At 66.9% G+C, this 22,499-nt stretch carries 23 protein-coding genes; 10 read left to right on the top strand and 13 right to left on the bottom strand.

The genetic code is table 11. From position 1 onward, the window contains the following. Positions 1–29: 29 nt before the first annotated feature. Positions 30–437 carry a COG4315 family predicted lipoprotein gene (locus tag WDZ97_RS18640; protein WP_304000663.1) on the bottom strand — a complete coding sequence of 136 codons (408 nt, stop codon included), beginning with the start codon at positions 435–437 and terminating at the stop codon, positions 30–32. Positions 438–635: 198 nt separating this feature from the next. Between WDZ97_RS18640 and WDZ97_RS18635 the strand changes: the two genes are divergently transcribed. Together WDZ97_RS18635 and WDZ97_RS18630 are read left to right on the top strand one after the other, a co-directional pair. Next, positions 636–2,174, top strand: a complete 1,539-nt coding sequence (locus WDZ97_RS18635) for a hypothetical protein (protein ID WP_425763750.1) — start codon at positions 636–638, stop codon at positions 2,172–2,174. Further along, entirely contained in the window at positions 2,171–3,796 is a 1,626-nt protein-coding gene (locus WDZ97_RS18630; protein ID WP_425763749.1) for a hypothetical protein, read from the top strand. Before WDZ97_RS18635 ends, WDZ97_RS18630 begins: the two co-directional genes overlap by 4 nt. A gap of 10 nt (positions 3,797–3,806) precedes the next feature. On the opposite strand, the gene phoR is transcribed toward WDZ97_RS18630, so the two are convergent. Beyond that, positions 3,807–5,111, bottom strand: coding sequence for a phosphate regulon sensor histidine kinase PhoR (phoR, locus tag WDZ97_RS18625; protein WP_296813564.1), 1,305 nt, complete (start codon positions 5,109–5,111; stop codon positions 3,807–3,809). 57 nt (positions 5,112–5,168) lie between these two features. Beyond that, the gene (gene phoB, locus WDZ97_RS18620; protein ID WP_019916212.1) at positions 5,169–5,858 is read right to left on the bottom strand and encodes a phosphate regulon transcriptional regulator PhoB; all 690 of its coding nucleotides are present in this window, start codon (positions 5,856–5,858) and stop codon (positions 5,169–5,171) included. Between the two features lie 150 nt (positions 5,859–6,008). Between phoB and WDZ97_RS18615 the strand changes: the two genes are divergently transcribed. From WDZ97_RS18615 to WDZ97_RS18600, 4 genes are all read left to right on the top strand, one after another. After that, entirely contained in the window at positions 6,009–6,446 is a 438-nt protein-coding gene (locus WDZ97_RS18615) for a DUF971 domain-containing protein (RefSeq protein ID WP_304000660.1), read from the top strand. A gap of 7 nt (positions 6,447–6,453) precedes the next feature. Further along, positions 6,454–7,191 (top strand): bifunctional demethylmenaquinone methyltransferase/2-methoxy-6-polyprenyl-1,4-benzoquinol methylase UbiE, encoded by a 738-nt coding sequence (gene ubiE / locus WDZ97_RS18610; protein WP_425763748.1) that lies wholly within the window; start codon positions 6,454–6,456, stop codon positions 7,189–7,191. A gap of 100 nt (positions 7,192–7,291) precedes the next feature. Then, positions 7,292–8,179: a Tim44 domain-containing protein gene (locus tag WDZ97_RS18605; RefSeq protein ID WP_425763747.1), complete on the top strand. Its 888-nt coding sequence runs from the start codon at positions 7,292–7,294 to the stop codon at positions 8,177–8,179. 2 nt (positions 8,180–8,181) lie between these two features. After that, complete coding sequence (locus tag WDZ97_RS18600) at positions 8,182–8,766, top strand: ubiquinone biosynthesis accessory factor UbiJ (RefSeq protein WP_425763746.1); 585 nt, start codon at positions 8,182–8,184, stop codon at positions 8,764–8,766. Here the strand turns inward: WDZ97_RS18600 and glpD are convergent. The 10 genes from glpD to WDZ97_RS18550 form a co-directional block, all read right to left on the bottom strand. Beyond that, positions 8,751–10,223 (bottom strand): glycerol-3-phosphate dehydrogenase, encoded by a 1,473-nt coding sequence (gene glpD / locus WDZ97_RS18595; protein WP_425763745.1) that lies wholly within the window; start codon positions 10,221–10,223, stop codon positions 8,751–8,753. The genes WDZ97_RS18600 and glpD overlap by 16 nt on opposite strands. A 79-nt stretch (positions 10,224–10,302) precedes the next feature. Beyond that, positions 10,303–10,725, bottom strand: coding sequence for a F0F1 ATP synthase subunit epsilon (locus WDZ97_RS18590; protein WP_029143885.1), 423 nt, complete (start codon positions 10,723–10,725; stop codon positions 10,303–10,305). Between the two features lie 68 nt (positions 10,726–10,793). After that, positions 10,794–12,197, bottom strand: a complete 1,404-nt coding sequence (gene atpD, locus WDZ97_RS18585; protein ID WP_304000652.1) for a F0F1 ATP synthase subunit beta — start codon at positions 12,195–12,197, stop codon at positions 10,794–10,796. A gap of 34 nt (positions 12,198–12,231) precedes the next feature. After that, a complete protein-coding gene (gene atpG / locus WDZ97_RS18580; RefSeq protein WP_008063739.1) occupies positions 12,232–13,101 on the bottom strand; it encodes a F0F1 ATP synthase subunit gamma in 870 nt (289 codons plus the stop codon). Positions 13,102–13,122: 21 nt separating this feature from the next. Next, a complete protein-coding gene (atpA, locus tag WDZ97_RS18575) occupies positions 13,123–14,661 on the bottom strand; it encodes a F0F1 ATP synthase subunit alpha (RefSeq protein ID WP_296813553.1) in 1,539 nt (512 codons plus the stop codon). A gap of 10 nt (positions 14,662–14,671) precedes the next feature. Then, positions 14,672–15,208, bottom strand: a complete 537-nt coding sequence (locus tag WDZ97_RS18570; RefSeq protein WP_425763744.1) for a F0F1 ATP synthase subunit delta — start codon at positions 15,206–15,208, stop codon at positions 14,672–14,674. 4 nt (positions 15,209–15,212) lie between these two features. After that, on the bottom strand, positions 15,213–15,686 hold the full coding sequence (locus WDZ97_RS18565; protein WP_296813549.1) for a F0F1 ATP synthase subunit B: 474 nt from the start codon (positions 15,684–15,686) through the stop codon (positions 15,213–15,215). A 45-nt stretch (positions 15,687–15,731) separates the two neighbouring features. Further along, entirely contained in the window at positions 15,732–15,974 is a 243-nt protein-coding gene (gene atpE / locus WDZ97_RS18560) for a F0F1 ATP synthase subunit C (protein WP_008063733.1), read from the bottom strand. Between the two features lie 59 nt (positions 15,975–16,033). After that, positions 16,034–16,924, bottom strand: a complete 891-nt coding sequence (gene atpB / locus WDZ97_RS18555) for a F0F1 ATP synthase subunit A (protein WP_019916199.1) — start codon at positions 16,922–16,924, stop codon at positions 16,034–16,036. Position 16,925: 1 nt separating this feature from the next. Further along, a complete protein-coding gene (locus WDZ97_RS18550; protein WP_425763743.1) occupies positions 16,926–17,276 on the bottom strand; it encodes an ATP synthase subunit I in 351 nt (116 codons plus the stop codon). Between the two features lie 274 nt (positions 17,277–17,550). Between WDZ97_RS18550 and WDZ97_RS18545 the strand changes: the two genes are divergently transcribed. The 4 genes from WDZ97_RS18545 to WDZ97_RS18530 are packed head-to-tail and all read left to right on the top strand — an operon-like array spanning position 17,551 to position 22,444. Then, positions 17,551–17,862: an ArsR/SmtB family transcription factor gene (locus tag WDZ97_RS18545; protein ID WP_425763742.1), complete on the top strand. Its 312-nt coding sequence runs from the start codon at positions 17,551–17,553 to the stop codon at positions 17,860–17,862. Beyond that, the gene (locus tag WDZ97_RS18540; RefSeq protein WP_425763741.1) at positions 17,859–19,046 is read left to right on the top strand and encodes an alanine racemase; all 1,188 of its coding nucleotides are present in this window, start codon (positions 17,859–17,861) and stop codon (positions 19,044–19,046) included. Before WDZ97_RS18545 ends, WDZ97_RS18540 begins: the two co-directional genes overlap by 4 nt. Positions 19,047–19,061: 15 nt before the next feature. Then, complete coding sequence (gene aas, locus WDZ97_RS18535) at positions 19,062–21,203, top strand: bifunctional acyl-ACP--phospholipid O-acyltransferase/long-chain-fatty-acid--ACP ligase (protein WP_425763740.1); 2,142 nt, start codon at positions 19,062–19,064, stop codon at positions 21,201–21,203. A gap of 23 nt (positions 21,204–21,226) precedes the next feature. Further along, on the top strand, positions 21,227–22,444 hold the full coding sequence (locus WDZ97_RS18530; protein WP_425763739.1) for an amidohydrolase family protein: 1,218 nt from the start codon (positions 21,227–21,229) through the stop codon (positions 22,442–22,444). Positions 22,445–22,499 lie beyond the last annotated feature (55 nt).

Below are 22,499 nucleotides of genomic sequence, written 5' to 3'. Positions count from 1 at the left end.
TGCCATGCTCATCGACGGGTCGCAGCCCATCAGTAGTCCCGCGGCCGGTAGCTGCCGGCCTCGGCCGGCGCCTTGCCGCCATCGCGCACGACATGCCAGACGCCGCCGCGCCCGTCGCCGGTGGTCTGTCCGGCTTCGCTGTCGCCCACGTAGTAATAGAGCGGCTTGCCGCGGACCGCCCACTGCCGGCTGCCGTCGCTGCGCGTGACCAGCGTGTGCTCGCCGGTCGCTCGCGCATCGGCTGCCGCGACGAAGGGCGGCCACAGCGCGGCACACTGGTCGTAGCAGGCGCTCTTCCCGGTGCTGTCCTTGTCGAAGGTGTACAGCACGCGGCCGGCAGCGTCGGTCAGCAGTCCTGCCGTGCCGACGACGGACTGAGCGTGAACTGAGCCGCAGATCGCACCCAGCAGTGCAGCGCAGAGGGCATTTCTGATCATCGTGATTCTCCTTCCTTGCAGAGGTTCGACACCCGGAAATCGCGTGTCCGGATCGATATACGGACGGCTGAACACATCGGAGACAGGAGCGGCGGAAATTTGCTGTCAAAAAGAATGTCCGCCGTGCCGGCCTCCCGCGCGCAAACTGCGGCGTACACATAGAATTGGTTACATTGGCTTACATCGCCCCCCGATTTCATGCACGCCTTCGCTCTGCCCGCCATCAGCCACAGCACGCACCTGCCGGAGTTCTCCGACGCGCGGGCTGCGCGCGACTGGGTGCAGGGCATGGACAGCACCCAGCCGCTCGCCACCCAGGCCCGTCTGCTCGGCCAGCTCAACCTGCTGAATCGCTACAACATCGGCGCCGGCGAGCGGCTGCGCATCGCCGAAGAGCTGCGCGACACGGTGCTCGACGTGCAGGCCGCCACCGCCAACCGCTTCGTCGGCCGTCCGCTGCCACTGTCCGCTGGCGAACGAGCGGCCTTCGACGCCAATCAGGGCATGTGGGACACGCTGGTCACCGCCTATCTGCATTGCCTGTCCGCGGCGCTCGACGGAGATGGCCCAGTGGTCGGTCAGGCGGGCCTGATCGCGCATCGGGCGTTGAGCGCGCTGGCGCTGATGCAGCTCGACACGCTGCGCACCGCGCATCTGCCTGCGCCCGGCTACTGGCGCCGCGTGCATGCCTGCTACGACGCGGCCGCCCGGCTCGGCGCGGCGGAGCGCAAGATCCGCGACGACGCCATCCATGACGAACGGCCGACCAGCGTGCGTGCCGCCTACGTGCTGTGCGTGCTGCTGCACACCTCCAGCCCTTTCGGTCTGACCCACCGCCAGCTGCGCGTGCTGCATCGCTGGCTGGGCAAATGGGCCGGCAAGGTGGCGCTGTTCGACACGCCGGTGCCGCACAGCGCCTTGCCTCCCCTGATGCTGGACCTGACTACCGACGAACCGGTCGCCCGCACCCCGCAGCCGGACAGCCGGCTGCGCTGGCTGGTGCTGGACGAGTTCTCGCACAGCGTGCGCAAGCGCATGGCGCTGCTGGCGCAGGGCGAAACACCGCTGGCACTGCGCCTGGGCGACGAACTGAGTCCGGCCCAGGCCGACCGCCTGCTGCGCCATCTGCACGCGCACTGCTGCCGCGGCGGCCTGACCCGCGCCGAAGCGCGCCGGCCGCTGCAGCAGAACGCGTCGGTGGTGATCGGCATGGGCGCGGTGCAGCAGTTTCTCGGCGGCGGCGACAACGATCCGGGCAACCGACCGGAAACGGTGGCGGCCGGCTATCTGGTCGAAGACTGGCGCATCCTCGACGACAGCCCAACCGGCCTGCGCCTTGGCCGCCGCGCCAGCGGCGACGGCGCGCGCATTGGCAACGGCATGTTGCTGGCGGTGCGGCCCGACAACAGCCCGCACTTCATGCTCGCCCACGTGTGCTGGATCATGGCGGTCGAAGGCGAGTTGCAGATGGGCATCAGCATGCTGGCCGGCGCGCCGCGTCTGGTCGATCTCGCGCGAGCGCCTGACGGCAGCGGTGAACACGAGGCGCGCGGCGTGCTGATGCCGGAAGTGCCGCGCATCGGTCAGCCGGAATGCGTCGCGCTGCCCAGCGGCTGGTACCGCAAGTCGCGCGACATCCTGCTCACCGCAGACGACGGCAAGCGGCGCGTGCGGCTGGTCGAATCCATCGAACGCGGGGCCGACTTCGACCTCGCCCGCATCGAGCCGTCAGCATGAACGCGCCTGCACCGACGCCGGGCATGCTGAACTACCGCGACGCGCAGCAGTGCCGCGCGCTGATCGCCGAGCTGCCGCTGACCAACGTGCCGCGCGTGCGCGACACGCTGACGCGCATGCTCTACGGGCTGCGGCAGACGCCGCCGCGCAGCGCCGACTACCTCGACGTGCTGGAGGCGATGCGCGCGCCGCTGCACTTCCTGCAGGAGAGCCTGGGCAAGCGCTACAGCAGCCGGCCGGTCGCGCCGGGCAGCACCGAGGACGGCGTGCTGCGTCAGGTGGTCGCACTGTGGATGGCGATGGCGCAGGCATACGCGCAGGCCGCCGAGAAGGCCGACCTGCACCCGCTCACCGACGCCCAGCTGGCGCTGGTGTGCCAGCGCTGCGTGCTGTACGCCAGCCGCGCGGTAATCGAGTATTTCCGCGCCCGGCGCACGCTGCCGCGCGGCCTCTGGCTGGAACTGCACGGCTACTACAGCACGGCCGAGGAATGGGGCTTTGCCACCCAGCCGGTGGCCGACAGTCTGAAGGAAGGCGGCTACCCGCAGAGCGCGGCTGAGTCCTACTGCAGCGTGCTGCTGGTCGACCTGGCCAACCCCTACGGCCGCAGCCCGCGCGAATTCGAGTGGGTGTGCCGCTGGGCCGACCAGTACGCCGGCCTGACCGAGATCATGCCGGTCTTCGGCGGTACCGACGCCCGGACCTATGCCATCGACCTGAACCTCGACAGCGGCGCCAAGCCGCTCGAAGTGTTTGCCCGCACGCCGAATCTGCGCCGGCTTGGTTCGGCGCGGCTGGCCAGCGAGATCGAGCGCGTGGTGGCCGGCCTGAAACAGGGCCTGTCACCGGAAACGCTGGGACTGGGCGCCGACTGTCATCCGCTGTCGGCCGGACGCCTGCTGCTGCAGCTGTACAAGCCCTGGTGCCATGCGGCCAACCCGCGCCGCTTCCAGCGACGCAGTGGCGACGGCGAGATAGACATCGCGATCAGCCAGGAGGCGATGCATTACCTGATCGCCGGCGAAGAGTTCGTGCAGCCGCCGCCGGCGCGCATCTACAGCCACAGCGATTTTGTCGACATCGCCACCTTCGGCGAACGCGCGACCGACGGCGCCGGCCTGGCCGTGCGTCAGGCCAGCGCCCGCGCGCAGTACCCGACCCAGCACTGGGCGGTGCTGGACCACAGCGTGATGGGCTATCGCCTGCGCGCCCCGCGCGAGACCGCGGCGATCGAGTACTCGCAGATGCTGGCGGTGTTCGGCCCGGACTCGGAACACTGGCGTCTGGCGCGCGTGTCCTGGCTCATGTACGAGCACGACGGCCATCTGCTGACCGGCCTGCACGTGCTGCCGGGCACGCCGCGTGCGCTGTCGGTGCGTCCGCTGGCCGACGAAGGCATGCCGGCCGAGCGCTTCGTTCGGGCCTTTCTGCTGCCGGCCGTGCAGGTGATGGGCGAAGAGGCCTCGCTGGTGCTGCCGCGCGGCTGGTTCCAGGCCGATCGCAAGCTCGAAATCTTCCTGAATGGCACGCTGCGTGCCGTGCAGCTGACCCGCCTGCTCGCGTTCGGCGTCAATTACGAACGCGCCGCCTTCAGCGAGGACGCCCCCGCAAACGGCGTCTGAGCAGCGCCGCTCAGAGTGCGGGCAGCGTGCGGCGAGCGGGAAAGCGGACCGTGAAGCGGCTGCCCTGACCGGGCTGGCTGTCGATCTGCAGCGTCGCCTGATGCCGTTCCAGCACGTGTTTGACGATGGCCAGGCCGAGGCCGGTACCCCCGGTCTCGCGCGAGCGGCCGCGGTCGACGCGGTAGAAGCGTTCGGTCAGTCGCGGAATGTGCTGGGCGTCGATGCCGATGCCGTTGTCGGTCACCGAATACTCCCCGCAACCATCGACCACGCGCCAGGCGAGCTTCACGCTGCCGCCGTCCGGCGTGTAGCGCACCGCGTTGCTGGCGAGGTTGCCGAGCGCGCTGCGCAGGTCGCGTGCGCAGCCGAGCAGCGCACCGGGCGCCGCGTCGACGTCCAGCGTCACCGTGTGCCGGCCGGACGACAGCGCCCGCGTCTCGACCAGCACGATGTCCAGCAGGTTGCGCATGTCCACCGGCTCTTCGGGTGTCGGCGTGTCGGTCTCCAGCGCCGACAGCGTCAGCAGGTCGTCGACCAGGCGCTGCAGGCGCACCGACTGCTGCTGCGCCATGCGGATGAAGGACAGCGCCTGCTCCTGCGGCAGTTCGGGCAGCGCGTCCTCCAGCGTTTCGAGGAAGCCGTGAATCACCGTCAGCGGCGTCTTCATTTCGTGCGACACGTTGGCAACGAAGTCGCGCCGCATCGTTTCGAGCTTTTCGAGCTGGGTGATGTCGCGCGTCAGCAGCAGCTTCTGGTCGTCGCCGAACGCCACCACCCGCAGCTGCAGCGTGCGGCCGGGCTGACGCGGCGAGGGCATGGACAGCGGCTCGCCATAGTCGCCGGACTGCAGGTACTCGGCGAACTCGGGCTGGCGCACCAGGTTCAGGATGGGCATCGCGATGTCGCGCCGGCCGTCCAGCCCCAGGTGTTCCTCGGCCATCGGATTCAGCCACTCGATCAGTTCGTCGCGCGACATGATGAGCGTGCCGTCGGGCATCGCGCGGCTGGCTTCGCGCATGCGCTCCAGCCGGCTGCGCAGGTCCTCCCGCTGCTGGCGGGCGTTGCGCTCGCGCCGCGCCAGCTTGGCAAACAGGAATTCCCACTGGCCGGCACCGTCCGGCAGTTCGGCGTCGCTGGTCGAGTTGAGCCAGCGGTCGAAGCGGCCGATCTCGTACTGGTCGCGCAGGCTGCCGGCGAGCAGCAACGCACAGGCCAGCGCCAGCGCCGGTGCCAGTGCGTCGGCCGCCAGGCCGATCAGCACGCAGACGAGGATGAGCGCGACGCGCAGGGCGGCGCGGAACCAGAATTCACGCATGGAGTACGCAGCGGGTGATCACGGCGCCGGATTATGGGCGCTCACGCGCAAAACGGCTCACTCCTTCTGGCAGGACAGGCGATAGCCGCTGCCGCGCACGGTCTGGATCAGCGCGTCGTGTCCGCTCGCTTCCAGTGCGCCGCGCAGGCGGCGGATGTGCACATCCACCGTGCGCTCCTCGACGAACACGTGGTCGCCCCACACGCTGTCGAGCAGCTGCGCACGCGAATGCACGCGCTCGGCGTGGGTCATGAAGAAGTGCAGCAGGCGGAACTCGGTCGGGCCGAGCACCACGGCCTGGCCGCGGGCCGTGACGCGATGCGTGGCCGGATCGAGACGCAGACCGTCGATCTCGACCGGGTCTTCGGTCGCCTGCGGCTTCTGCCTGCGCAGCACGGCCTTGATGCGGGCCGCCAGTTCGCGCGGCGAGAAGGGCTTGGTGACGTAGTCGTCGGCGCCGGTTTCCAGACCGGTCACCTTGGACTGTTCGTCGCCGCGTGCCGTCAGCATGATGATGGGCACGCCACGCGTGCGCTCGTCGGCGCGCAGCCGGCGCGCCAGATCGATACCACTCTGGCCGGGCAGCATCCAGTCGAGCAGCACCAGATCGGGCAGTTCGGCCTGCAGCAGGCGCAGCGCGGTTTCGGCGTCCGGCGCGCGCAGCGGATCGTGGCCGGTGCGGGTGAGCGTGACGCTGATCAGTTCCTGGATGGACGGTTCGTCCTCGACGACGAGTATGCGGGCCATGACGGTATGCGAGCGTGGGATGACGGGAACGCGACGCAGTCTATTTCAGTATGGTGACGGTTTAGTGACAGCGCCTCCGGTCGGTCCGCAGGGCCATCACGACGGGCGCGGGGTATCATTCCCGACTCTTTGCAGCGGACACGGAACATCATGGCAGGACTGGACAAGGACACCCCCATCCCCACCGAAATCAAGGTGCAGCAGAAGTCGAAGATGATGGACGTCAGTTTCGACAACGGCCGCAGCTTCAGCTTCAGTTTCGAGTTCCTGCGCGTGTGCTCGCCGTCGGCCGAAGTGCGCGGCCACGGGCCGGGACAGGAAACGCTGCAGATCGGCAAGCGCGACGTCGACATCACGCGCGTCGAACCGGTCGGCGCCTACGCGATCAAGCCGGTGTTTTCCGACGGCCACGACAGCGGCATCTACTCGTGGGACTACCTCTATCTGCTGGGCGAGAACCAGGAAGCGCTGTGGGCCGACTACCTCGCCCGCCTGGACGCCGCCGGCGCCAGCCGCGATCCGGCCCTGGTGCCGCCGCCGGCCGCCAAGGGCGGCTGCGGCAGCGGCGGTTGCGGTCACCACCATTGAGCCTGCGATGAGCGACGACTCCACCGATTTCGGCTTCGAGCGCGTACCCGAAGCGGCCAAGGCCCGCCGTGTGGCGAGCGTGTTCTCGTCGGTCGCGCGCCGTTACGACATCATGAACGACCTGATGTCGGCCGGCCTGCACCGCGCCTGGAAAGCCTTCGCGATCGAAATGGCCGGCGTACGCCCGGGCCAGCGCGTACTCGACGTCGCCGCCGGCACCGGCGATCTGACGCTCGCACACGCGAAGCGCGCCGGCGCCAGCGGCGAGGTGTGGCACACCGACATCAATCCGGACATGCTGCGGGAAGGCCGCGACCGCCTGCGCGACGCCGGCTTCGTACTGCCCAGCCTGCTGTGCGACGCCGAGAAGCTGCCCTTCCCGGACAACCATTTCGACTGCGTCACGGTCGCCTTCGGCCTGCGCAACATGACGCACAAGGACCGCGCGCTGGCCGAGTTCCGCCGCGTGCTGAAACCGGGCGGCCGCGCGCTGGTGCTCGAGTTCTCGCGCGTCGCCAAGCCGCTCGAAAAGGCCTACGACCTGTATTCGTTCAAGGTGCTGCCCTGGCTGGGCAAGCGCGTCGCCAATGACGAGGCGAGCTACCGCTACCTCGCCGAATCGATCCGCATGCACCCGGACCAGGAAACGCTGGCCGGCATGATGCGCGAGGTCGGCCTGGGCCGCGTCGAGTACTTCAACATGAGCGCGGGCGTGGTGGCGCTGCATCGCGGCTTCAAGCTCTGAAATCCGGGTGGAGAGGCGAACGATCCGCGCATTTTGCGGTCAATTCGTGTGCTAAGTTTCGCTCTCGCGTTTTCGCCCCACCTTTGATGGAGACATATCGATGAAGAATTTCCTGTGCGCGCTGTGCGTGGCCGTCGTCGGCCTCGGCGGCGCCATGCATGACGCCGAAGCCGCCAAACGCATGGGTGGCGGCAAGTCCTTCGGTTCGCAGCGTGATTCGACCACGATGCAGCGCGACGCCACGCCCACCTCGCCGACGCAGAACGCCACCACCGCTCAGCGCCAGGCGCAGCCTGCAGCGCCTGGCGCCGCACAACCGGCCAAGCGCTCGTGGATGGGCCCGCTGGCCGGTCTGGCCGCCGGCATCGGTCTGGCCGCACTGGCGTCCCACCTCGGTTTCGGCGAGGAAATGGCGTCCTTCATGATGATTGCGCTGCTGGTCATGGTCGCCCTCTTCGTCTGGCGCATGTTTGCCGCACGCCGCAACGCACCGCAGCAGCAGGGCATGCAGTACGCCGGCGCGACCGCCGGCCCGGGCACCGCCCCGCAGCGCTTCGAAGCGGTGGCCCCGGTCGCCGCCTCGGCGCCGGCAGCCGCAGCCAGTGCAGGCAACATTCCGGCGGATTTCGACGTCGAAGGCTTCCTGCGTCAGGCCAAGCTGAATTTCGTGCGCCTGCAGGCGGCGAACGACAAGGGTGACGTCGAGGACATCCGTCAGTTCACCTCGCCCGAGGTGTTCGCCGAAATCCGCATGCAGCTGCAGGAGCGCGGTGGCGAAACCCAGCACATCGACATCGTGCAGCTCGATGCTGCGCTGCTCGATCTGGTCACCGAGAACGACCAGTACATCGCCAGCGTCCGTTTCAGCGGCCTGCTGCGCGAAGAGGTCACCGCCGCACCGGCACCGTTCGACGAGGTCTGGCATCTGGCCAAGCCGGTATCCGGCAACCGCGGCTGGGTGATCGCCGGTATCCAGCAACTGCAGTAATCATGCTCGCGACGGCCGCGCTCCCGGTACTGAACCACCTGCTCGATCAGGCGCCGGGCGCGCACGCCCGGCTGGCCCGGCATGCGGGCGCGCAGGCAAGGCTGGAACTGGGCGCGCTCGGCGTCGCCTTCCGGGTCGGCGAAGACGGCCGGCTGGCTGCGGCCTCCGATGAGCCCTTGGCGGTCACGCTACGGCTGCCGGCGGATGCTGCGCTGCGGCTGGTGCACGAGGGCGACGCGGTGCTGCGCGATGCGCGCATCGAAGGCGACGCGGCACTGGCCGAGACCCTCGGCCAGGTGCTGCGCGGCCTGCGCTGGGACGCGGCGGAAGACCTGAGCCGGCTGATCGGCGACGCGGCCGCCGAACGTGTAGTAGGTGGCGCGCGAGCGGCATGGGCCGGCGGGCGCGACCTCGGCGCGCGGCTCGCCGCATCGGCCAGCGAATACGCGGCGGATGAGGCGCGCTTGCTGGTGCGTCCGGCCGCCGCAGCCGCCTTTGCCGACGAGGTCGATACGCTGCGCGACGATCTGGCTCGCCTGCAGAAGCGCCTCGAATTGCTCGAACGAAAAGCTCAGCCGATACGCTGATCCACCCACCAGCGCGCGAAGGTGTCGCGCTGCGCAGCACTCATCCCGACCCCGCATTTCGTCCGCCGCCACAGCACGTCGTCGGCGTTGTAAGCCCACTCGTACTGTGCGCACCAGCGCGCTTCCGCCTCGAACAGCCCGCCCCCGAAGTCGCGTCCGGGTCCGCCTGCGCGCGCCACTTGTTCGAGCAGCGGCGACGTCGTGCCGCCGTGGCGCGCGACCAGCGCGGCGATCCACGCTGGCGACAGTGCGGGGTAACGCTGCGCCAGCGTGCGCACGAGCTCCGAACGCGGTGTCAGGCCTGCGGCTTCCGCGCCCGGCAGCAGACGGTCGGCGGTCACACAGCGTGCGTTCGATCCGAGGAACGCGGCCAGTCGATCGACCGCCCGTTCGGCGAGGCTTCGATGCGTGGTGAGCTTGCCGCCCTGTATCGACATCCAGCCACGGCCGCCGCGCTCGCCTTCCATCGTCATCCGGTATTCGCGGCTGGCCGTGCGTGCGCTGCCGCCAGCGTCGATCAGCGGTCGCATGCCGCTGAATTCCCAGTGGATGTCGGGCGCTGCCGACGTGCGTCCGAAGGCTCGACTCAGGGCGTCGATCAGGTAGCGCCGCTCCGCCTCCGTGGCGCCCAGCGCCTCGGGTGACGGCAGATCGGTTTCGGTGGTGCCCACCAGATGGAAGTCGCCGGCGAACGGGATGACAAACACGACGCGGCGGTCCGGCTGTTGCAGCAGCCAGGCGTCGTCGCCAGCGTGCAGGCGCGGTACGACGATGTGCGTGCCCTGCACCAGCCGCACCGGTGCCGCCGCAACACCGCGCAGCGCCTCGACCGCGTTCATCCACGGCCCGGCGACATTGACGACGCAGCGCGCGAGCACCGTCGTCTGTCCCACCGTGCAGCGCCAGTGCGCGCCTTCGGCCGTCACCGTGCTCAGTGCGCTCTGCGGCAGCACGCGTGCGCCGTGCGCCTGCGCGTCGAGCAAGGTGCATAGCGTCAGCCGCGCGTCGTCCACCCACAGGTCGTAATAGGCGTGTGCTGCGCTCACTGGCGGCTGCATGTGCTGCAACGAGGGAAAGTCGGCACGCAGGCGTCGCGATCGCGGCAGTGTGCTGCGCCCGGCCAGCAGGTCATACAGCAGCAGTCCGGCGGCCAGCATCCAGGCCGGCCGTTCGCCCGTGTGCGGCACGACGAAGCGCTGCGGACGCACAAGGTGGGCCGCAATGCGCGCCAGCGTCTCGCGCTCCTGCAGGGATTCCCTGACCAGGCCGAAGGCGCCCTGTTCGAGGTAGCGCAGCCCGCCGTGAATGAGCTTGGTGGAGGCTGACGAGGTCGCGCCGGCGATGTCGCCGCGCTCACAGACAATGACGTCCAGACCGCGCAGTGCGGCGTCGCGTGCAATGCCGGCGCCGTTGATGCCGGCGCCGACGATGAGCAGGTCGCAGGATTCCGGGTGCATGGGCGGATTCTGCGCCGGGCGCGTCAAAAACAAAAAGGCACGCCGAGGCGTGCCTTTCCGGACCTGCTCGAAACCGCGCTCAGTGACGCTTGCGCAGCTTCTGGATTGCCGCCAGCTGGGCGATGGCCGAAGCCAGTTCCGCCTGCGCCGCAGCGTAGTCGACACCGGCCTGACGGTTGGCCAGTGCTTCTTCGGCCAGACGCTTGGCTTCGTTCGCCTTCGCTTCATCCAGGTCGGTACCACGGATGGCGGTATCCGCCAGCACGGTCACCAGACCCGGTTGCACTTCCAGCAGGCCGCCGGCCACGAAGATCAGCTCGTCGGCAGCCTGATTCGGCACCTTGATGCGGACTTCGCCCGGACGGATGCGGGTGATCAGCGGAGTGTGGCCGGGCAGGATGCCCAGCTCGCCGCTCTCGCCCGGCAGCGCGACGAATTCTGCGAGCCCGGAGAAGATTTTCTCTTCCGCGCTGACAACGTCGACATGTACGGTCATAGCCATGATTACTCCGTGAATGCTGCCCGCAAGCCGCGCCGGACCGAAGTCCGTCACGGCTCACGCTTGCCGCGTCACTGCAGCGTCTTCGCCTTTTCGAACGCTTCCTCGATGCCGCCGACCATGTAGAAGGCCTGTTCCGGCAGGTGGTCACATTCGCCATTGACGATCATGTTGAAGCCCTTGATCGTGTCCGCCAGCGGAACGATCTTGCCCGGCGAGCCGGTGAAGACTTCAGCCACGTTGAACGGCTGCGACAGGAAACGCTGGATCTTGCGGGCGCGAGCCACGGCCAGTTTGTCTTCCGGCGACAGTTCGTCCATGCCCAGAATCGCGATGATGTCGCGCAGTTCCTTGTAGCGCTGCAGCGTCGATTGCACCTTGCGGGCGACCGCGTAGTGCTCTTCGCCGACGATCAGCGGATCCAGCTGACGCGAGGTCGAGTCGAGCGGATCGACCGCCGGGTAGATACCCAGCGAAGCGATGTCACGCGACAGCACGACGGTTGCATCCAAGTGCTGGAAGGTCGTGGCGGGCGACGGGTCGGTCAAGTCATCCGCAGGCACATACACGGCCTGGATCGACGTGATCGAGCCGACCTTGGTCGAGGTAATGCGCTCCTGCAGGCGACCCATTTCGTCGGCCAGCGTCGGCTGATAGCCCACGGCGGACGGCATGCGGCCCAGCAGTGCGGACACTTCGGTACCGGCCAGCGTGTAGCGGTAGATGTTGTCCACGAAAAACAGGATGTCGCGGCCTTCGTCGCGGAACTTCTCGGCCATGGTCAGGCCGGTCAGCGCCACGCGCAGACGGTTGCCCGGCGGCTCGTTCATCTGGCCGAACACCATCGCCACCTTGTCGAGAACCTTCGACTCTTCCATCTCGTGGTAGAAGTCGTTGCCCTCACGGGTGCGCTCACCCACACCGGCGAACACGGAGTAACCACCGTAGCTCTTCGCGATGTTGTTGATGAGTTCCATCATGTTCACGGTCTTGCCCACACCGGCACCGCCGAACAGACCGATCTTGCCGCCCTTGGCGAACGGGCAGATCAGGTCGATCACCTTGATGCCGGTGGGCAGCAGGTCAACCGACGGGCTCAGTTCGTCGAACTTCGGTGCCTTCTGGTGAATGGCACGACGTTCTTCGGTGGCGATGTCGCCCGCTTCGTCGATCGGACGGCCAAGCACGTCCATGATGCGACCCAGCGTGGCGGTGCCGACCGGCACGCTGATCGCGGCGCCGGTACCCTTCACCTTCATGCCGCGGCGCAGACCGTCGCTGGAACCCAGCGCAATCGTGCGCACGACGCCGTCGCCCAGCTGCTGCTGGACTTCGAACGTCAGACCCGCTTCAGCCGTGTGCGTACCTTCGGCTTCGTCGAGCTGCAGTGCTTCAAACACGTGCGGTATCGAATCGCGCGGGAACTGGATATCCACCACGGCGCCGATACATTGAACGATGTTTCCGGTATTCATCGTCTATCCCCAATACAAAAATTCGTTTGCGCGATCAGACTGCCGCGGCGCCGCCGACGATCTCGGACAGTTCCTTGGTAATCGCCGCCTGGCGGGTCTTGTTGTAGACCAGCTGCAGTTCGCCGATGACATTGCCTGCGTTGTCGGACGCGGCCTTCATCGCCACCATACGTGCGCTCTGTTCGGACGCCATGTTTTCGGCGACCGACTGATACACCAGCGCTTCAACGTAACGAACGAGCAGCTCGTCGATCACCACCTGCGGGTCCGGCTCGTACAGGTAATCCCAGGTGCCTTCCGGCGTGCCCAGACGATCGCCCGTGAGCGGCAGCAGTTGCTCGAGCACCGGCTCCTGCTTCATCGTGTTGATGAAGCGGGTGAAGGACAGATAGACCGCGTCGAGCTCACCGGCCTGGAAGGCGTCGATCATGACCTTGACGGGCCCGATCAGCTTCTCCAGATGCGGCGTATCGCCCAGCTGCGTCACCTGCGACACCACCTTGGCGCCCATGCGCTGCATGAAGCCCAGACCCTTGTTGCCGATGGCGGCAACGCGGATTTCGGTGGCGCCTTTGCCTTCCCACTCCTTCATCGTGTTCAGCGCCAGACGCAGCACGTTGGTGTTCATGCCGCCGCACAGACCCTTGTCCGTGGTGACGACGATGATGCCGACGCGCTTGATCTGACCGACGGTCGCGAGGAACGGGTGCTTGTAGTCGCTGATCGTGGCGGCAGACAGGTTGGCAGCAAGACGGCGGATCGTGTCGGCGTAGGGCCGGGCGGCCCGCATCCTGTCCTGCGCCTTGCGCATCTTGGATGCAGCCACCATCTCCATCGCCTTGGTGATCTTCTTCGTGTTTTGCACGCTCTTGATCTTGGAACGGATCTCTTTTCCGCTGGCCATGGTTATCTCCTGTCCGCGCGCTTACGCCCAGCTCTTCTTGAACTCGGCCACCGCGGCAGCGAGCGTCTTTTCCGATTCACCGTCGAGGTCCTTGGAGGACTCGATCTTGTTCATCAGATCGGAATACTTCTGCTGCAGGAACTGGTGCAGGGCCGATTCAAAAGCGAGCACGCGGGACACTTCGACATCGTCGAAGTAGCCGTTGTTGGCGGCGTACAGCGAAACACCCATCTGGGCGACCGACAGCGGCGAGTACTGCGGCTGCTTCATCAGTTCGGTCACGCGGCGGCCACGCTCGAGCTGCTTGCGGGTCGCTTCGTCCAGGTCGGAGGCGAACTGCGCGAACGCAGCCAGCTCACGGTACTGGGCCAGCGCCAGACGGACACCGCCGCCCAGCTTCTTGATGATCTTGGTCTGGGCCGCACCACCGACGCGGGACACCGACACACCGGCGTTGATAGCCGGGCGGATGCCTGCGTTGAACAGGTCGGTTTCCAGGAAGATCTGGCCGTCGGTAATCGAGATCACGTTGGTCGGAACGAAGGCGGACACGTCGCCAGCCTGCGTTTCGATGATCGGGAGCGCGGTCAGCGAACCGGTCTTGCCCTTGACTTCACCGTTGGTGAACTTCTCGACGTAGTCGGGATTCACGCGAGCGGCACGCTCGAGCAGACGGCTGTGCAGGTAGAACACGTCGCCCGGGTAGGCTTCGCGGCCCGGCGGACGGCGCAGCAGCAGCGAAATCTGGCGGTAGGCCACGGCTTGCTTGGACAGATCGTCATAGACGATCAGCGCGTCTTCACCGCGGTCACGGAAGTATTCGCCCATCGTGCAACCGGCGTACGGTGCCAGGAACTGCATGGCGGCCGAGTCGGAGGCGGTGGCGGCGACGACGATGGTGTAGGCCATCGCGCCGTACTCTTCCAGCTTGCGCACCACGTTGGCGATGGTCGAGGCCTTCTGGCCCACCGCAACGTAGATGCAGGTCATGTTCTGACCCTTCTGGTTGATGATGGCGTCGACAGCGACCGCGGTCTTGCCGGTCTGGCGGTCGCCGATGATCAGCTCGCGCTGGCCACGGCCGACCGGCACCATCGAGTCGATCGACTTCAGGCCGGTCTGCACCGGCTGCGAAACCGACTGACGTGCGATCACGCCCGGAGCGACCTTTTCAACCTTGTCGGTCAGCTTGGCGTTGATCGGGCCCTTGCCGTCGATCGGCTGGCCGAGCGAGTTCACGACGCGACCGATCAGCTCGGGGCCGACCGGCACTTCGAGAATGCGGCCCGTGCACTTGACGGTCTGGCCTTCGGAGAGGTGTTCGTAATCACCCAGCACCACGGCGCCGACTGAGTCGCGCTCGAGGTTCAGCGCCAGACCGAACGTGTTGCCTTCGAATTCCAGCATTTCGCCCTGCTGGACGTCGTCCAGGCCGTGCACGCGCACGATGCCGTCGGTCACCGAAACCACGGTGCCCTCGGTGCGCGCCTGCGACGACAGATGCAGGTTCTGGATCCGGCTCTTGATCAGGTCGCTGATTTCAGACGGATTGAGGTTCATCAAAAAACTCCTAGTTCTGTAGCGCAGTGGCCATGGCGGCGAGCTTGCCGCGGACCGAGGCATCGATCACTTCGTCACCGACCGCAACCTTCACACCGCCGATCAGTTCGGGATCGAGCGTGACCCGGGCTTCCAGGCGACGGCCGAAACGCGGCTCGAGGTCGGCCAGCAGGCGCGACACGGTGGCGTCGTCCATCGGGAAGGCGGAACTGATGTAGGCGACAGCGCTGCGTTCGTGATCGTTCTTCAGCTCGGTGAAGAGCTGCGCGATTTCCGGCAGCAGGGCCAGACGGCCGTTCTGCGCCAGCACGCGTGCGAAGCTGCGATGCGCGTCGGCAAGTTCGCCGGGCACTGCGGTGAGGAAGAGGAAACCACGGTCGGTCGAGGTGCGGGTCGGATCGGCCAGCAGCTTCTTGACCTGCGGCTCGGCGGCAGCAGCGGCCATCATGCCGAGGGCGTCAGCCCAGGCTGCCAGCGAGTTGCCTTCCTTGGCCAGCTGGAACGCGGCTTCGGCGTAGGGTCGCGCGATGGTGACGTTCTCTGCCATGGTGTCAGCTCAGTTCCTGCTTCAGGTTGGTGAGCAGATCGGCGTGGACTTGGGCGTTGATCTCGCGACGCAGGATGCGTTCCGCACCCGCGACCGCCAGCGTGGCGACCTGGTCGCGCAGGGCATCCTTCGCCTTCTGCGCTGCAGCCGCAGCTTCGGTGGTCGCTGCTTCGCGGGCCGCCGCGATGATGCGATTCGCTTCCGCGCGCGCATCCTCGACCAGCTTGGCCGCCTGCTTCTCTGCACCCGAACGGAGCTCGGCCGCGGACTCACGCGCTGCGCGCAGTTCCTCGATCGACTTCTTCTCCGCGTTGGCCAGATCTGCCTTTGCCTTGTCCGCAGCCGCCAGCCCGTCAGCGATCTTCTTCGCGCGTTCGTCGAGAGCCTTGACGATCGGCGGCCACACGAAGCTCTTCGTGAACCACACAAAGGTCAGGAACACGACGATCTGGATGATGAGCGTTGCGTTCAGATTCACGGCAACTTTCCCTTCAATAAATCGGTGTTGGGGCGGATGCCGTTCTTACTTCAGGAAGGTCGAAGTGGCGAACCAGAGGGCGATACCGGTACCGATAATGAAGGCGGCGTCGATCAGGCCGGCCAGCAGGAACATCTTGACCTGCAGCGCGTTCATCAGCTCCGGCTGGCGAGCCGAGGCTTCGAGGTACTTACCGCCCATCAGCGCGATACCGATACAAGCACCAATTGCACCCAGACCGATGATCAGACCGCAGGCGAGGGCGACGAGACCGAACACTTGTTCCATAACAGCTCCTTAGATTTAAAAGAAAAACGAAAACAACAAACCGGACTGCAACTGCAAACTCAGTGACCTTCGTGTGCCTGACCGATGTACACCAGCGTCAGCATCATGAAGATGAATGCCTGGAGCGCGACCACGAGGATGTGGAACACCGCCCATGCGAAACCCGCAACGATGTGGCCGAATGCGAGCAGGAAGCTCGGCGCGTTGGCACCCGTCCAGGCGGCACCCATCAGCGCGATCAGCATGAAGATGAGTTCGCCGGCAAACATGTTGCCGAACAGACGCATGCCATGCGACACGGTCTTGGCAAGGAATTCGATGACGTTCATCGCGAAGTTGAACGGCGCCAGGATGAGCTTGTCGCCGAAGGGCGCCGAGATCAGTTCGTGCGCCCAGCCACCGGCGCCCTTGATCTTCACGTTGTAATACAGGCAGACCAGCAGCACCGCGATCGACATGCCCATGGTGGCGTTGATGTCGGCGGTCGGCACGACGCGCATGTAGGCGTGGTGCGGATCGTGACCGGCGGAGGCATAGATGCCTTCCCAGATGCGCGGCAGCAGATCGAGCGGCAGGAAGTCCATCGCGTTCATCAGGAAGATCCAGACGAAGACGATGAGGGCGAGCGGTGCCACGGTACGGCGCGACTCTTCGCTGTGGATCAGGCCCTTGGCCTGGTCGGCGACCATCTCGACGAGGATTTCGACGGCGGCCTGGAAGCGACCCGGTACGCCGGACGTCGACTTAGCCGCGGCGCGGTAAAGCACGAACAGCGCGAGGACGCCGAGCAGCACCGAGTAGAAGACGGTGTCGAGATTGACCAGATTCCAGTTGATCAACTCGACCTGCTTCTCGCCGGTGTTGTTCAGGAAGGTCAGGTGGTGGGCGATGTACTCGCCGGGGGTCGGGCCGTGGGCCACTTCAGTCGCCAGTTCGGTTCCAGATGCCATGTCAGTGTTTGAACAAGAAAGCAAAAAAACCTGCCTGCAGCGCCGCGCCCAGACCCCCCAAGAACCAGCCCCACGACAATCCGGGCACGAGGTAGTGGCACAGCAACAGCAGCCCAATCGTCGAGACGACCTTGATCGCCTCGCCGAGGAAGAATTCAAGCGGGTACGACACCGCGGCCTGCGCCCCTGGGCGCGCCAGACGACCGAGACGTATCGCGAACAGGAGACTCGGCGCCGCATAACTCAGGCCACCGAGCAGGGCGGACAGTCCAGCCATCCAGCCCCCGACGAACAGCGCGATGCCCGTCACCACGAGCACCAGCGAAAGCTGCAGCATGATCGCTTTCAACATGCAGCAGGCCTTCCACGCATCCGTACCACCCAAAGTCCGCGAACCTCGAATCTTCTATAAGACACAAGTGTTCGCACTGCGACGAGCTGAACCGGCACAGCTTCGCGCGCAAAGCCCTTGACGATACATACGCTTACAGCCGCCGTCAAGAAGTTCCCGGATTTTGCCCCGGAACAGTGCGTGTGCATCGGATCCGGCAAAAAGAAAACATTTCGCACGCTCGGCTCGCGGGCAACGCTTGACCTCGATCTGAAAATAGTCGATATTTTTCGACATGAGAAACGACTACGCCCAGACCATTCCTGCCGACTGGCAGGACTACTCCCGTCTGTTCGCCGCGCTCGGCGACCCGGAGCGACAGCGCATCCTGCTGACCTTCGAGCCGGGCGAAAGCCTCAACGTGACCGAACTGACCCGCGCCTCCTCTCTGAGCCGGCCGACCGTGTCACATCACCTTAAATTGCTGTGCGAGGCCGGCGTGCTCGAACGGATGCGGCAGGGCCGCGAAATTCACTTCCGGCTGATGGCGGACTCGCTGATACAGCGGCTGCAGACCGTCATCGACTACCTGGACGCGCACCGGTGAGCAGGTCCGCTCCCCGAGTCGCGGCAGACAGACTGTCGGACCTGACGCAGCGCGCCGGGCGCACCCCTTTCTATGCCATCGACAGCGCCGCCGTGTTCGCTCGCATCGACGCCTTGCGCGCCGCGCTGCCCGCCACCTTGCAACTGTGCTACGCGGTGAAGGCCAATCCCTTGCCAGCGTTGCTGCAGTGCATCAGCACGCGGCTCGACGGCGCGGACGTCAGTTCGGGCGGGGAACTGGCGCGTGCGCTGGATGCCGGCTTTTCCGCCGCGCACATCGGCTTCACCGGTCCGGGCAAGCGTGACACCGAGCTGGCGGCGGCGATCGAGGCCGGCGTACGCATCTGCGCCGAATCGGTCGGTGAGATCGAACGCATCGCGCGCATCGCCACGCAGCAGGGACGCCAGGCACGCGTCGCGCTGCGCGCAAATCCGGACTTCGCGATCGCCGGCTCGCGTGTGCGCATGAGTGGCGACAGCTTCTTCGGCATCGACAGTGCGCAACTGGGTAGCGCCATCGCAGCCGTGCGCCGGCACGGTCTCGACTTCAGCGGCCTGCACTATTACTGCGCCTCGCGCATGCTGGACGCGGCGGAGATCGTCGCGCTGCACGCCCGCTGCTTTGCGGAAGCCATGCAGATCGCCGACGCGGCCAACCTTGCACTGCCCTGGCTGAATCTGGGCGGCGGCTTCGGCGTTGCCATCGCCGACGACGAGCAGCCGCTCGACTTCGCGCCGGTCGCAGCCCATCTGCACGCACTGGACGAGGCGCTGCGGGCGCGTCACCCGCAGGCCCGGCTCGCGCTCGAACCGGGCCGCTACCTGGTGGCGGCGGCCGGCATCTACGTCTGCAGCGTGATCGAACGCAAGACGGTGCGTGGTCGCACCTGGCTCATCGTCGATGGCGGCGCGCACCAGCACCTGCACGCGACACTGCAACCGGACCGGTTACAGCCGGCGAACTTCCCGATGACGCTGCATCCGCAGACGCCGACCAACGAAGTCGAACGGGTGAGCATCGCCGGTCCGCTGTGCGCGCCATTCGACGTACTGGCGCGCGACATCGAGCTGCCGCGCGCGCAGCCGGGCGACCTGCTGGTCGTTCATTGCTCCGGTGCCTATGGCGCCAGCGCCAGTCCGCTCGACTTCCTCGGCCATCCGCATCCGGCCGAACTCCTTTTCTGAACCCGCGGAGCGTTCATGCTGCGTCGCCTTGTCCGTCCCCTGCTCACCTTCGTCTGCCGACTGCTGTTCCGCATCACGCCACCGGCGTCGCCGCCGGAAAGGCAGGAGCGCCTGCTGGTGGTCGCCAATCACGAGTCCTTCCTCGACGGCCTGCTGCTCGGCCTTTTCCTGCCCATGGATCCGGTGTTCGTCGTGCACACCGGTGTCGCACGCAATCCCTTCTTCCGGCTGCTGCTGTCCCTGGTCGACTACCTCGCGGTCGATCCGACCAGCCCGATGGCGATGAAAAAGGTGATCCGCCTGCTCGAATCCGGTCGCCCGGTGGTCATCTTCCCCGAAGGACGCATCACCACGACCGGCAGCCTGATGAAGGTGTACGACGGCCCCGCCTTCGTCGCCGCAAAGACCGGTGCCACCGTGCTGCCGGTGCGACTGGACGGCGCGTCGCGCAGCTATTTCTCGCGCGTGTCCGGCCGCTACCCGAAGTTGCTGTTCCCGCGCATCGCGATCACGGTGCTGCCGACCACGAAGATCGCCATGCCGGCGGCCGGCAGCGCGAAGGAGCGCCGCCGCCGCGCGGGCGAAGCGATGCGCCGGCTGATGCAGGAAATGATCTTCGCCTCGCGCCCGCAGCAGACGCTGTTCGACGCGCTGTGCGACGCGGCCGAGATCCACGGGCGCAGCCGCCGGCTGGTCGAGGACATGAAGCAGATCGAATATTCATACGGCGACCTGCTGAAGATGGCGCTGGCGCTCGGCCGCATCGTCGCCCGCATCACGCGGCCGGACGAACGGGTGGGCGTGCTGCTGCCCAACCTCGCGCCGACACTGGGCCTGGTGTTCGGCCTGAACGCGCACCGCCGGGTGCCGGCCATGCTGAATTACACCGCCGGCGTCGACGGCATGCAGGCCGCGTGCACCGCGGCCGAACTGCGCGTCATCGTCACCTCGCGCGCCTTCGTCGACCAGGCCAAACTCGGCGACAAGCTGGCGGCGCTGCAGGGTGTCGAGCTGCACTACCTCGAAGATCTGCGCGAACGCATCACGCTGACCGACAAGCTGTGGCTGATGCTGTGGGCGATGCGGGCACCGCGGCTGGCGGCCGAAAAGCTGTCGCCCGAGGCGCCGGCCGTCGTGCTGTTCACCTCCGGATCAGAAGGCAAGCCCAAGGGCGTCGTGCTGTCGCACCGCGCGCTGCTCGCCAACATCGCGCAGATCCGCGCGGTGATCGACTTTTCGGTCGACGACAAGATCCTGAACGCGCTCCCGTTGTTCCACTCCTTCGGCCTCACCGCCGGCGGCCTGCTGCCGCTGCTGACCGGCGCCAACGTGTTCCTCTACCCGTCGCCGCTGCACTACCGCGTCATTCCGGAGCTGGCGTACGACCGTAACTGCACCGTGCTGCTCGGCACCAGTACCTTCCTCGGCAATTACGCGAAATTCGCCCACCCCTACGACTTCTACCGGCTGCGCTACGTCATCGCCGGCGCCGAGAAGCTGTCGGAATCGGTGCGCAGCGCGTGGTTCGAGAAGTTCGGCCTGCGCATCTTCGAAGGATATGGCGCGACCGAAACCGCGCCGGTGCTGGCCGTCAATACGCCGATGGCCTACCGCTCCGGCACGGTCGGTCAACTGTTGCCCGGCCTGCACGCGAAACTGATGCCGGTCGCCGGCATCGACCGTGGCGGCGTGCTGCACGTCAGCGGGCCCAACCTGATGAGCGGCTACCTGAAATGGGACAGGCCGGGCGTGCTGCAGACGCCGTCGTCGGAAGCCGGCGACGGCTGGTACGACACCGGCGACGTGATCGAATTCGACGACGACGGTTTCGTGCGCATCGTCGGCCGCGTAAAACGCTTCGCCAAGGTGGCCGGTGAAATGATTTCGCTGGAAACGGTGGAGAAGCTCGCCACCGCCGCCAGCCCGGCCGCGCAGCACGCGGCCTCGACCCAGCCCGACGCCGTGCGCGGAGAGACCATCGTGCTGTTCACCACTGATACCGCACTCGGCCGCGACGGGTTGCAGGCGGCTGCACGCGAGCGTGGCGCGCCGGAAATCGCGGTGCCGCGCAAGATCGTCGTCGTCGACGCGCTGCCGCTGCTCGGCACCGGCAAGACCGACTACGTAACGCTGAAGCAGGTGGCGGAAGCCTCCTGACCATGGACCTTCGCCGTCGACACTTGCTGAAATCGGGATTGCTGCTCGGCGGCGCCGTGGCTGGCGGCTGGGCGCTGAGCACGGTCGCGCGCAGCCAGCTGATGAATCCCTGCCTGGCCGCGCTGCCGCCCGAACTGGCTGGCCACGAGCTGATGGCGCAGGTGTTCGACGAACTTGACCCGACGCTGCTGCGCGATGTCCATGTGCACCTCGCCGGCACCGGCGACTCCGGCCGCGGCATCGAAATGACGCCGCGCATGCTGAGCCCGCTGCATCCGGCCGAATACGTGCAGAGGCTGTTCTACCTGAACGCCGGCTGCGCCCACGAAGACCCGGGCCGCGTCGACGCCAGCTATGTCGACCGCCTGCACAATCTGGTCGAAGCGCTGCCGGCCGGCTTCAAGCTCATGCTGTTCGCGTTCGAGCGCGCCTACGACGAGGCCGGCCGTCACCTGCCCGAGCACACCGCCTTCCACGTGCCCGACGCCTACGCGCGTGACATCGCCCGCGGCAACCCGGACCATTTCGAGTGCGTGTGCTCGGTCCACCCCTACCGCGAGGATGCCGTCGACGCGCTCGAAGCGGCGGCGCGCGACGGCGCCCGCGCCATCAAATGGCTGCCGCCGGCGATGGGCATCGACCCCACATCGAAACGCTGTGACCGCTTCTACGCGGCCGCCGCCCGCCTCGGCCTGCCGCTGATCAGTCACGCCGGCGAGGAAAAGGCCGTGCATGGCGCGGGCGGGCAGGAGCTGGGCAACCCGCTGCGGCTGCGCCGTGCGCTCGACCACGGCGTCACCGTCATCGTCGCGCATTGCGCAACGATGGGTCAGGACATCGACCTCGACGCCGGCCGCGGTGCGCCACCGCGCAGCAGCTTCGAACTGTTCGCACGGCTGATGGGCGAACGCCGCCGCGGTCGTCTGTACGGCGACATTTCGGCGATCACGCTGCGCAATCGCGACGTCGAAGTCGTGCGCGCGCTGCTGCGCCGCGAAGACTGGCACGACCGCCTGCTCTACGGCTCAGACTATCCGCTGCCGGGCATCCTGCCACTGATGTCGCCGGCCTCTCTGGCACGTGCCGGCCTGCTCGACGCGACCACCGCACCGGTGCTCGAACAGGTGCGCGACCACAATCCGCTGCTGTTCGACTTCATGCTCAAGCGCCTGCTGCGCGACGGCAGGCACCGCTTCGCCAACAGCGTGTTCGAAGCCGCGCGCGCCTTCCCGTCCGCCTGACCCCTTCCTTCGCCAGACTCCATACCGCATGCGCATTCCCGCCGCCCTCCTTACA

Origin of the sequence: Methyloversatilis sp. MC4-4, assembly GCF_049843555.1 — a bacterium.
Classification (GTDB): domain Bacteria; phylum Pseudomonadota; class Gammaproteobacteria; order Burkholderiales; family Rhodocyclaceae; genus Methyloversatilis; species Methyloversatilis discipulorum_B.
This window is presented reverse-complemented; position numbering and strand designations above follow the sequence as displayed.